At 70.0% G+C, this 11,028-nt stretch carries 12 protein-coding genes; 6 read left to right on the forward strand and 6 right to left on the reverse strand.

Translation table 11 applies throughout. From position 1 onward, the window contains the following. Positions 1-591: 591 nt before the first annotated feature. From J7I94_RS34875 to J7I94_RS34890, 4 genes are all read right to left on the reverse strand, one after another. Positions 592-1,425: a helix-turn-helix transcriptional regulator gene (locus tag J7I94_RS34875; protein WP_215173862.1), complete on the reverse strand. Its 834-nt coding sequence runs from the start codon at positions 1,423-1,425 to the stop codon at positions 592-594. Then, positions 1,422-1,937 carry a DUF6879 family protein gene (locus tag J7I94_RS34880; RefSeq protein WP_215073757.1) on the reverse strand — a complete coding sequence of 172 codons (516 nt, stop codon included), beginning with the start codon at positions 1,935-1,937 and terminating at the stop codon, positions 1,422-1,424. The genes J7I94_RS34875 and J7I94_RS34880 overlap by 4 nt, the downstream gene beginning before the upstream one ends. Next, positions 1,921-2,127 carry a hypothetical protein gene (locus J7I94_RS34885; protein ID WP_215173864.1) on the reverse strand — a complete coding sequence of 69 codons (207 nt, stop codon included), beginning with the start codon at positions 2,125-2,127 and terminating at the stop codon, positions 1,921-1,923. The genes J7I94_RS34880 and J7I94_RS34885 overlap by 17 nt, the downstream gene beginning before the upstream one ends. Before the next feature lie 254 nt (positions 2,128-2,381). Further along, positions 2,382-2,639, reverse strand: a complete 258-nt coding sequence (locus J7I94_RS34890) for a mycoredoxin (RefSeq protein WP_215173866.1) — start codon at positions 2,637-2,639, stop codon at positions 2,382-2,384. 263 nt (positions 2,640-2,902) lie between these two features. Between J7I94_RS34890 and J7I94_RS34895 the strand changes: the two genes are divergently transcribed. The 4 genes from J7I94_RS34895 to J7I94_RS34910 all read left to right on the forward strand — a co-directional run bounded on the left by J7I94_RS34895 (position 2,903) and on the right by J7I94_RS34910 (position 6,462). Then, entirely contained in the window at positions 2,903-5,113 is a 2,211-nt protein-coding gene (locus tag J7I94_RS34895) for an ATP-dependent DNA helicase UvrD2 (protein ID WP_215173868.1), read from the forward strand. 164 nt (positions 5,114-5,277) lie between these two features. Beyond that, positions 5,278-5,604, forward strand: coding sequence for a hypothetical protein (locus J7I94_RS34900; protein WP_215173870.1), 327 nt, complete (start codon positions 5,278-5,280; stop codon positions 5,602-5,604). A gap of 169 nt (positions 5,605-5,773) precedes the next feature. Further along, positions 5,774-6,142, forward strand: coding sequence for a WhiB family transcriptional regulator (locus tag J7I94_RS34905; RefSeq protein ID WP_215173872.1), 369 nt, complete (start codon positions 5,774-5,776; stop codon positions 6,140-6,142). Then, positions 6,139-6,462 (forward strand): hypothetical protein, encoded by a 324-nt coding sequence (locus J7I94_RS34910; protein ID WP_215173873.1) that lies wholly within the window; start codon positions 6,139-6,141, stop codon positions 6,460-6,462. The genes J7I94_RS34905 and J7I94_RS34910 overlap by 4 nt, the downstream gene beginning before the upstream one ends. A gap of 145 nt (positions 6,463-6,607) precedes the next feature. Here J7I94_RS34910 and J7I94_RS34915 read toward each other — a convergent pair whose 3' ends face one another. Both J7I94_RS34915 and J7I94_RS34920 read right to left on the reverse strand, forming a co-directional pair. Next, on the reverse strand, positions 6,608-8,020 hold the full coding sequence (locus J7I94_RS34915; RefSeq protein ID WP_215173875.1) for an AarF/ABC1/UbiB kinase family protein: 1,413 nt from the start codon (positions 8,018-8,020) through the stop codon (positions 6,608-6,610). After that, a complete protein-coding gene (locus J7I94_RS34920; RefSeq protein WP_215173877.1) occupies positions 8,013-9,239 on the reverse strand; it encodes a ThiF family adenylyltransferase in 1,227 nt (408 codons plus the stop codon). Before J7I94_RS34920 ends, J7I94_RS34915 begins: the two co-directional genes overlap by 8 nt. A gap of 230 nt (positions 9,240-9,469) precedes the next feature. Here J7I94_RS34920 and J7I94_RS34925 point away from each other — a divergent pair, with 230 nt between their 5' ends. Next, positions 9,470-10,069 (forward strand): M48 family metallopeptidase, encoded by a 600-nt coding sequence (locus tag J7I94_RS34925; protein ID WP_215173879.1) that lies wholly within the window; start codon positions 9,470-9,472, stop codon positions 10,067-10,069. A gap of 107 nt (positions 10,070-10,176) precedes the next feature. After that, positions 10,177-11,028 (forward strand): TerD family protein (locus J7I94_RS34930; RefSeq protein WP_215173880.1); only part of this gene is annotated, 852 nt, incomplete at its 3' end.

Consider the following 11,028-nt stretch of genomic DNA (forward strand, 5'->3'; position numbering starts at 1 on the left):
CAAAGGGGTCCAGGTTCAGAGACCGCCGACACGGTCGTGGTGCTCGCCGTCCCTCAGGGCGCCGGGGGCCTGTCGGTCACTCGTCCCGGACCACCATCGCGAACGACGTACAGACACGCCGGAAGCCTTTGTGTCCGCTCCGGCCTGTGTGGCTCATGCACGCCACGTCGACCGCCGCGCCGTCCGTGGCGGGCGTGGCCGTCCACTTGCAGTGAAGACACTCCGCTTCGAAGGTCACGTCAGTGTCTGGGTGCTGCGTGATCCTGTGCCTCACGTATCGCATGAGGGAGCGCACCATCACTCGGCCCCGTGCTCTTCCCGCAGGTGCGTACGGAGAACGACGTTCGCATCGGACACCTTCGAGTAGTCCCCGACTGATCGGGCGTTGGTTCGAGTCACAGCGATGCCGAGGCATACGCCGCAACCTGCCACAGAGTCCGGCTCCCCGACCGGAGCTGTCACATGCACCGGCCCCGTCATCGTCGTCTTCGGTGTGCTCATCCCGTACGGCCTCCCGACTGGGTATCTGCCGAAAGATGATCCCTTGGAATACGCACGGGTCCGCGCGTCATGCGCGTTGTGGACTGAAGATCATGAACGGCACGCAGCCGACCACTCGGCAAGCCTTACTCGAAGCTCCTCCCCGAACAACGCGGATTCCTCGTACCCCTCAAATTCCTTCGAGTAGCTCTGAACATCTCGGCCGTCGCGCAGGACAAGACTTCCCGCTGAGGTTTCGATGGTGACGAAGGAAGTGTCGTAGATGGTGAAGGTATTCAGTGGAGTTCTGGGCGTTTTCGCCCCGAGAGGAATCACGCCGATACGCACGTTCGGAAGGTAGGACAGGGAAGACAGGCGGTCCATCTGTTCGGCCAACGCCAACGCGGAGACAACCGGCCAGCGAATCGCCTGTTCGGTCAGGAGGAACGTGAATTGCTTCGACGTGTCGTAGAGGATGGCTTGCCGTTCCAGCTTCCCCGCTACCGCCTTGCTCGTATCTGCCGGGGAGTGAGCGAGGCTGGCCCGTACGTATTCCGGCGTGGCCAGTAGCCCGGTAATCATCGAGAGCAGGAAGTAGCGCATGTTCGTCGAGGACGCTTCGAGCGCCTTCAACTCCGCTTGCCGTGTCCCCAGCCCCTTACGGCGTAGCTCTCGCAGATTCCGCCACTCGGTGTTGGCCAGCCTGGCGAGTGCGGAAACCTCGGCGACCAGTTCCGGTGGTGCTTCAAGGGCTCTCAGGATCTGTTCCACGTCGACAAGGGATGGACGCGTCTTGCCGTTCTCGATCCGGCTCACCTTGGACTGAGACATGTTGCAGCGCGCCGCGAGCCGATCCCCGGAGAGACCGGCTCGCTTGCGCAGATCTCGGAGTAGCGAAGCAAGTTCCGGACCGGACTCGCCAAGCTGCTCGGCTTCGAACGTCACTCCTTCACGTACTCCAGGAAGGGAATCGATTCAGTGATGGCGATGCGCTGGTACTCGATGAAGTCCGCCGGCTCACCCTCGTACAGTTCACGGCTGATCTGCGTCCCATCGTTCTCGTAGTGCATGAGAACGACCGTCGAGTGATCGAACATCCAGAAGTCCCGAACGCCCGACAACGGATTCTCTCGGTCCGTCACGTCGAGGATTCGCACGTCTTCTCCGGCAAGTACGTGAGGGGCGTAGTACCGGGAGAACTCGAAGCGCAGGTATTCGGAGAGCGGCCGAGTCACGATGTGCACGCGACCCTTGCGCTTCCCTTCGCCGCGAAGTCGCTTCAGGTCTTCTGTGTATGCGGACGAGTAGGTGTGCGGGTCGATTCGCTTACCGGCCCGGAAGGCTTCGAGCTCTCCGGATTCCTGCGGTACGAGGTATTGGGGCAGAGTCTCCAAGCGCCATGCCTCCGATTGGAACTCCCGGAGCATCGCCCGCCACTCGTCACCATCCAAGAGCACGAACAGCCTCCCGAAGAACGCTCTCGGAAATCTCCACAAGCCCTTCCCCCTGCGGCGGGATGAAGGCGTCGGACGTGTCGCCCTGTACGACGAACGTTCCCCGCTGCGTGCGGTACACGTTCGGGCAGTCGTCTTCGCCGCACTCCCCATTCCCGTTACCGGTGAGCCGAGTCAGCTCTTCGCGTGCCATGCGAAACCCCCTTGTTCGTGGCCCCGGTTGGGCCGCTGGACACGACCGTACGAGGGGCACGCTCGGGCGTCCATGCACGAACGTGGGTATGCACGTTGTTGCATGAAGTACCCCGGCGAGGCGCCGCACAGGACTGCGGCGGCGTGTCTTGACGGCGGGTGACTGGCTGTGCGCGGGCTCGCTGTCCGCTTCCCCTACATACAGAGCGCCCCCTCCGGTGGCCTTGACCAGAGGGGGCGAAGCGCTGGAGAGCGTCAGACCGCGAGCGCCTGCTTCACCTGGGCAAGGCTCGGGTTCGTCATCACGACCTCGTCGCCACCAGTGGCGGGAACTACCCGAACAGTGGGAACCGTCTGGTTCCCGCCGTTCGCCTTCTCCACGAACGCGGCCGAATCCGGGTCCTGCTCGATGTTGATCTCGGTGTACGCGATGCCCTCACGGTCCATCTGGCTCTTCAGCCGGCGGCAGTAGCCGCACCACGTGGTGCTGTACATCGTCACAGTGCCCGGCATGTCTCTCGTGCTCCTTCAACGGCTCGGGGGTGCGTTCACTCGCACTGCGACAACGTCCGCGGCAGCGTCCCCATTCCCGTACGAATTCCCGCACGGGCTTCTCGTACGAGGTCCCACACGAGCTTCCCGTACGAGACCCACCTGACGGGACGGGACGGGACGGCACGGGCCGGGACGAGACGAAGCCCGCATTAGTACGACCGCGAGGCCCCGCCTGTGGACAACCGGCGCTCCCGTCCCGCCCGACCTGGCAGCATGGCTGTGTGACAGCAGCAACGCACTCCACCCTCTTCCCGCAGGTACCGGACTCGGCCGACGCGGTGCTCGACGGACTCGATCCCGAGCAGCGCGAAGTGGCCACCTCCCTGCGCGGCCCGGTGTGCGTACTGGCGGGCGCGGGCACCGGCAAGACCCGGGCGATCACCCACCGCATCGCCTACGGGGTGCGAGCCGGCATCCTGCAGCCCAGCACCGTGCTCGCCGTCACCTTCACCAACCGCGCGGCCGGGGAGATGCGCGGCCGGCTGCGTCAGCTCGGCGCCGCCGGCGTCCAGGCCCGTACCTTCCACTCGGCGGCACTGCGCCAGCTCCAGTACTTCTGGCCGAAAGCCATCGGCGGCTCCCTGCCCCGGATCGTCGACCGCAAGATCCAGCTCGTCGCCGACGCCGCCGCGGCCTGCCGCATCCGCCTCGACCGGGGCGAGCTGCGGGACGTCACCGGCGAGATCGAGTGGTCCAAGGTCACCCAGACCGTTCCGGACGACTACGCTCTCGCGGCGGCCAAAGCCGGCCGTGAGGCGCCCCGCGACCCCGCGGAGATCGCCCGGCTCTACGTGGCCTACGAGGAGCTCAAGCGCGGACGCGGGGTGATCGACTTCGAGGACGTGCTGCTGCTGACGGTGGGGATCCTCCAGGACCGGCAGGACGTGGCCCAGCAGGTCCGCGCCCAGTACCAGCACTTCGTGGTCGACGAGTACCAGGACGTCAGTCCCCTCCAGCAGCGGCTGCTGGACCTGTGGCTCGGCGACCGCGACGACCTGTGCGTGGTCGGCGACGCCAGCCAGACGATCTACTCGTTCACAGGAGCAACCCCCGACCACCTGCTCGACTTCCGGATCCGCCACCCCGGGGCCACGGTCGTCAAGCTGGTCCGTGACTACCGCTCCACGCCCCAGGTCGTCCACCTCGCCAACGGCCTGCTCGCCCAGGCCCGGGGCCGCGCCGCCGACCACCGCCTGGAACTGCTCTCCCAGCGCCCGGCCGGCCCCGAGCCCGTCTACACCGAGTACACCGACGAGCCCGCCGAGGCCGAGGGCGCCGCCCGCCGCATCCGCGAGCTGATCGACTCGGGCGTCCGGCCCGCCGAGATCGCCGTGCTGTTCCGCACCAATTCCCAGTCGGAGATCTACGAGCAGGCCCTCGCCGACGCCGGAGTGCCCTACCAGCTGCGCGGCGCGGAACGGTTCTTCGACCGCCCCGAGGTGCGCAAGGCGGGCACGGCACTGCGCGCCGCGGCCCGCTTCGGCGGCAACGACGCCCTCCTCGACGACACCGTCGACCTGCCGTCCCAGGTCCGTGCCGTGCTGTCGGGGGAGGGCTGGACGTCCGAGCCCCCGGCCGGATCGGGTGCGGTCCGCGAGCGCTGGGAGTCGCTGGCCGCCCTGGTGAACCTCGCGCAGGACTTCGCGGCGGCCAGGCCCGGCGCCTCCCTCGGCGACCTCGTCGCCGAACTCGACGAGCGGGCGGGCGCCCAGCACGCCCCCACCGTGCAGGGCGTCACCCTCGCCTCCCTGCACTCGGCCAAGGGCCTGGAGTGGGACGTCGTCTTCCTGGTCGGCCTGGCCGAGGGGATGATGCCGATCACCTATGCGAAGACCGACGAACAGATAGAGGAGGAGCGTCGCCTCCTCTATGTAGGCGTCACCCGCGCGCGTGAACGCCTGCACCTCTCCTGGGCACTGGCCCGCTCGCCCGGTGGCCGGGCCGGCCGCCGTCCCAGCCGGTTCCTCGACGGACTGCGGCCGGGTTCGGCCGGTGCGGGGGGACGGGTGGCCGCCGGTGGCGCCGGGGGAGTGGAGCACGGCCTCGCGAGCCTCACGGGCCGCTCCGCGTTCACCCCGGCTCCGCGGCGCACCCAGCGCGGCCCGGCCCGCTGCCGGGTCTGCGGGCGCACCCTCACCGACGCCGGTGAAATGAAACTGATGCGCTGCGAGGGCTGTCCCTCCGACATGGACGAGGGCGTCTACGAGCGGTTGCGCAGCTGGCGAGCGGTGCAGGCGGGGCTGAGCGGACAGCCCGCCTTCTGCGTCTTCACCGACAAGACGCTGATGGCGATCGCCGAGTCCGTCCCGGAGGACGAACGGGAGCTGGCCCGGATCCCGGGCGTCGGAGCCCGCAAGCTCACCCGGTACGGAGCCGATGTCCTGGCCATCTGCGCCGGTCAGGACATCGACGCAGCGGGCGACGACGATTGATCCCAACTCGTCGAAAAAATAGTTTGCGCATGCCCCAGCAATCCCCATAGGTTCTTGGACACGGGAGCAGCGGCCTTCCCGAAGGCCCTGAATCCGTGTTGTACTTGCATATCCGTGGACCGGTTCGCGCCGATCCCCCGAGACGCCGAGAGGAGGCGAGTCCAGTGATCAGCATCAACATCAGCAACGTCAGCTCTGTCAGCAAACTGACCGATCGCCCGACCGTCTCCTCGTCCATGCTCGGCGCCTCCAACCCGGGCACCGGTCTGTCCGGCATTCGTGCCGTCCGTCCGGCGTCCCCCCTCGCTCTCTCGGGCCTGCCCGTCCGTGAGCGCGATGAGCGACCGACCAAGGCACTGGAAGCGGCAGTAGTGGCACAGGCGCACGCCTATGCCTTTGCGGCGGCCGGTGCCGGATTCCGGAAGCAGACGACGCAGCACCACCTGATGTGGGCCTTCCGTGGGCCAGAACCCTGGAGTGATCCAGCCTGATTCGATCAGGCCGGCGCCTTCAGGGCCGCGGAACCCCACCCGGGATCCGCGGCCCTTCTGTTTGTCCCGAACGGGGACGACAGAGCGAAGGGCCTCGGGACAACCAGAGAACCCGGTACCAAGCCGCCCCGGCCGACCGGCCGGACCGATCAGACGAGGAAGACGAACCGTGCAACTCGAAGCGCACGCCCCGTCCGTACCACCTTCCGGCACTATCCCCGAGCCCGGCTCCACGGAGGACCCCACCTTGACCCCGCTCACCGCGCTCACCGCGCTCGACGACGCCATCGAGAATCTCGGCGTGCCCGTCCCGTGCCGTTCCTACGACCCGGAGGTCTTCTTCGCCGAGTCGCCGGCGGACGTCGAGTACGCCAAGTCCCTCTGCCGTACCTGCCCGCTGGTCGAGGCCTGCCTCGCCGGCGCCAAGGAGCGGCGTGAGCCCTGGGGCGTCTGGGGCGGCGAGCTGTTCGTCCAGGGTGTCGTCGTCGCCCGGAAGCGGCCCCGTGGCCGCCCGCGCAAGAACCCGGTCACGGCATGAACACCGCAGGCACGATCGACCGTCCCCTCACGTACGACCCCACGAAGCAGGCCCCGATGAAGCCGTCCACCCACGAGCCCACAGGCTCCGCACCCGAAGACCTCACCACCAGTGGTGCGAACGACTCGCGCCAGAACAGGACCCGAGAGATGCAACTCATCCCAGAAGCCCTGGCTCGTGCGCATATGCAAGAGCGACTGCGGGAGGCCGAGCGGTACCGCCGGGCCGTGCGCCTGGTGACCGCCCGCCGGATGCAGCGCAGGGCGGAGCGCGCCTCGATGCGTGCCCGGCGTGCGCTCGCCATGGCCGTGATGCAGTAACCGATCCCACCCGAAGCGGTGGCCTCCCCGGCCGGGGAGGCGAAGCTCTCCTCGCGGGGGCCGGTCCGTCCGAACGGACCGGCCCCCGCGGCGCGTCATTCCCCGCGTCTGCGCGGGCGCGCCGGTCCCGGCCCCGGTCCCGGCCCTATGCCTCCGCCGCCGACTCCTCTTCCTCCATCGGCTCCGCCGCGGATTCGTCCACCGGCTCCGCCATGGATTCCTCTGTCGGCGCCACGAACCCCGGCAGCCACGCCTCCAGCTCCTCGCGCAGCCGCACCGTCGCACCCAGCTGGCACAGCACACCGATCGTGCTCAGCGTCACCCGGTGGATCAGCAGATACGCCGGCGGCAGGTTGAGCTGCTTGCCCAGCTGGTAGGCGGGGGAGCGGATGTCACCGATGCGGGCGGCCTGGCTGCGCATCCAGCCACGGGTGAAGGTGAACTCGTCGACCTGGGCCGGTTCGATGATCGGCAGGAGGTAGTCGAGGACCGCGTCGGGGTCCAGCTCCACCGTCTCCTTGATGAAGCCTTCCGCGCGCAGCTCCTCGTGGACGGCCTCGGCCGCGCCGGCGAGGGTCATGCGCAGGCAGGTGCCGATGGTGACCGGAAGACCGCCCGGGAGACGGTCGACCGTGCCGAAGTCCAGCACTCCCAGCCGCCAGTCGTCCTCGCCGTCCGGGCCGCCGGGCAGCAGCCGGAAGTTGCCCGGGTGCGGGTCGGCGTGCAGGAGCCCGGTGCGGGCCGGGCCGGCGAACAGGAAGTGGGCCAGGAGCTGGCCGGCCCGGTCGCGCTGCTCAGGGGCGCCGTCCGTGATGACCTCGGACAGCGGGACCCCGTCGATCCACTCGGTGATCAGGACCTGGTCACACTGATGGACCACGTCCGGCACCAGGACGTCCGGGTCGTCCGCGAACTCCTCGGCGTGTGCCCGCTGGGCCTGCGCCTCCAGGCCGTAGTCCAGTTCCTCCGAGACCCGGTCCTTCAGTTCCATGATCAACGGCTTGATGTCCAGACCGGGGATGAGCGGGCCCAGCAGGCGGGCGAAGCGGCCGAGCTGGTTCAGGTCCGACAGGAGGGCCTCGCCGGCCCCCGGGTACTGGACCTTGACCGCCACCTCGCGGCCGTCGTGCCACACGCCCCGGTGTACCTGGCCGATGGAGGCCGCCGCGGAGGGCTTGTCCTCGAACTCCAGGAACAGCTCCTGCCAGTCCTCGCCGAGCTGCTCGCCGAGCACGGTGTGCACCGTGCGCGTCGGCATCGGCGGGGCCGCCTCCTGCAACTTCGTCAGGGCCGCCCGGTAGGGACCGGCGATCTCCTCGGGCAGGGCCGACTCGAAGACGGAGAGGGCCTGGCCGAACTTCATGGCCCCGCCCTTCAGCTCCCCGAGCACCTTGAACATCTGCTCGGCGGTGCGCTGCTGCAACTGCTGGCCGACCAGCTCCGCGGACTCACCGACGATCCGCTTGCCGAGCCCCCAGGTCGCCCGCCCGGCGAAGCCGAGCGGGAGCGCGGCGAGCTTGGCGGTCCGGGTGACCGCCTTCCGGGGAAGATCAGACATGCGCCCTCCAAGTCCCAGCCGACCGCGCCGCCCGCGCTCCGCGTCGTACTCGTGCTGACGGCCGTTGCTCCGCCATTGTCTCGCGCCGCTCCCTCTCCTCGGAGGGGTGTTCCTGCTCACCTTTCTCCTCGCCTGCCCCTGCCGCCGCGCAGGGACACGCGGGATGGGCCGGGACCGGCCGCGTGTGCCAGTGCAGACCGGGCAGCGCGGCCTCCCAGCGGGCGCCGGCGCTGGAGGGGACGTGGCCGTCGAGGAACGCGAGAGCGTGCGCGGCGGCCAGTCCGGCGACCGTGGTGGCCAGGGCGAGGTCGCAGGGCCGTACCCGGCGCTGAGAGCCCGAACGCCATTGGGTGATCAGCCGGGGCCAGGCCGGGTCCTGGTCGGTGCGGCTCTCGTGGAGGCAGCCCGCGCAGCCCGTCTCGCCGGGCAGTACGAAGGGGCCGACGACTCCCGTGCCTTCCACCACGCCGGCGTAGAGATGAGGCGTGCCGGAGGCCATGAGGGGCTCGGCGGCGGACGCCTGGGGCGCGTGCACGGCGATGTCGTCGCGAGAGGCGATGATCACCAAGGCGAAGCCCGGGCCGCCGTCCTCGGGCTGCGCTGTGCGGCCGCGGCGCGGTGCGCGGTCGGGGGCTGCCCGGCGGACGGCACGGCGGGCCGCCTCGTCCCGGCGGTCGCCGACCGCCTCGGCGGGCTGCCCGCCGGGGGCGACGTCCCACGGCTCGACGTGACCGCCGTCGCGCACGTCGACCTCGCCGACCCCCGCACCCGACAGCAGCGACGCCAGGACGGCGCCCACCCGGCCCGCGCCTCTGACCTGCACACGCTGGGCGCGGCGGGCGGCCAGCCGGCCGATGGCGTCGCCCGGCCCGGAGGTGGTCAGGGAGAGGGAGGCCAGATCCGGGCGGAGCCGGTCGAGGGCTTGCTTGTTCTGGCGCAGGGCGTCGGCGGCGGGGCCGCCGCCACGGGAGTCGTCGAGGAGCCCGGCCCGCGCCAGCCGCTTCACCAGCAGGTCGACATGGCCGTCGGGCAGGTCCACCCGGCGTGCCTCCTCGCGCAGCAGCGGCAGTCCTCGCGTGCCGTTGAGCAGTTCGAGGAAACTGCCCGTCGCGGTGTCCACCGGTCCCAGGGTCAGCGCGTGCGCCGGGGTCATCCCGAACTGCACGGTGTTGAGGTCGCGCCAGCCGCGCCGCAGCGCGGGTTTCACCATCGGATGCATGCCAGGCCCCCGTACTTCCGGTACTCCCCGTGTTGCCGGCTCGGTGGTCACGACTGCGCCGGCGAGTGCCAGCATGCCCGTTCCCGTCGCGGAGCGCCGAAAGTTGTCCACAGGCAGCGGGTATTCGTCGTACTGGTCATACAAGATGTGAGCGCGGTCGAAGGTGCGGAGGCCGCATCGGACTGTCCCGGAACCGGGACTTCCCCGTGTGCAGCGGGTAACGTCGGGGCGTGTCCTCCGCCGACCCACTGCACCGCGCCGGAACGCCACACCGCCCGCCGACGACTCCGCCGCCCAGCGGCTCCGGAGCGCGCGCGATCGAGGTCCGCAGAAGCAGCCGTCGCCGCAGGACGGTCTCCGCGTACCGCGAGGGCGACCGCACCGTCGTGCTGATCCCCGCCCGGATGTCCGAGGCGGAGGAGCAGCGCTGGGTGAACGTCATGCTCGACAAGCTGGAAGCCCAGGAGAGCAAGCGCGTCCTCGGCGACACGGAGCTGGCGGAGCGCGCCCAGCGGCTGTCCGCCCAGTACTTCGAGTCACGCGCGCGTCCCAGCTCGGTCCGCTGGGTCACCAACCAGAACACGCGCTGGGGCTCGTGCACCCCGGCGGAGGGCAGCATCCGGCTCTCGCACCGCCTGCAGGGCATGCCCGAGTACGTCGTCGACTACGTCCTCCTCCACGAACTGGCGCACCTGCTCGTCCCCGGGCACGGCCCCCGCTTCTGGCGCCTCCTGGAGGTGTACCCCCGCACCGAGCGGGCCCGGGGGTACCTCGAAGGGGTGGTCGCCGCCGACCGGCTCCCGCACGTGCCCGGCGCGCGCGGTCGCTGAAACCCTCCGGCATCTGTACCGGGTCCGTACCGACTTCGGGCGGTGTCAGGCTTTGCCGTTAGCCTGGCGCGACGCACTTGTATTCGGGATGGGGGACGGTCGTACGCATGGCCAGGGAATTCCAACGCGGCCACAAGGCCAGGATCAGTGATCTCACCGCGGGCACGGATCTGTACGTAGGCGTGCAGATCTCCGGGCCCGGGCTGACCTTCGACATCAGTTGCTTCGGGCTGGACGCCGACGAACGGCTCTCGGACGACCGGTACTTCGTGTTCTTCAACCAGCCGAAGTCGCCTGAGGAGGCCATTCAGCTCCTGGGCGCCCAGGCGGGCGACACGGAGTCCTTCCGGGTCACGCTGGACCGGATCCCGCCGCAGATCCAGAAGCTGTCCTTCACGGCGACACTCGACGGCGCCGGGCAGATGTCGCAGATCGGTCCCGGATACATCCGGATCGTCGCGGGCGGCGAGGAGGTGGCCCGCTACCCGTTCGACGGCTCGGAGTTCTCCACCGAGCGGGCCGTGATGCTCGGCGACTTCTACCTGAAGGACGTGTGGCGGTTCGCGGCCGTCGGGCAGGGCTTCGACGGCGGTCTGGACGCGCTGCTGCGGAACTTCGGCGGCGAGGTGGCCGAGGAGGAGACGCCCGAGCCGCAGCAGCCGGCCGCCGGTGCCGGTGCGGTTCCGGGGTTCGCCCCGCCTGCCGCGCCCGCCCCGGCTCCGGAGCCCCCGGCGTTCGGGGTCCCCGCCGCGCCGGCCCCCGCCTCCGCCCCGGCCCCCGCCCCGGCTCCCGCCGTCCAGCCCGCCGCGCAGCACTTCGCGCCTCCGCCCGTACCGACGCCGCCCCCGGTGCCCGAGCCCACCCTCGCGGCGTCCGCCCCGGCCCCGTCGTACGGCCAACTGGACCAGACCGCCCCGCTGCCCCCGGGCTACACCCAGCCGCAGGCCCCGCAGGCCCCG

It is taken from the genome of Streptomyces sp. ISL-12, assembly GCF_018614415.1.
GTDB lineage: Bacteria > Actinomycetota > Actinomycetes > Streptomycetales > Streptomycetaceae > Streptomyces.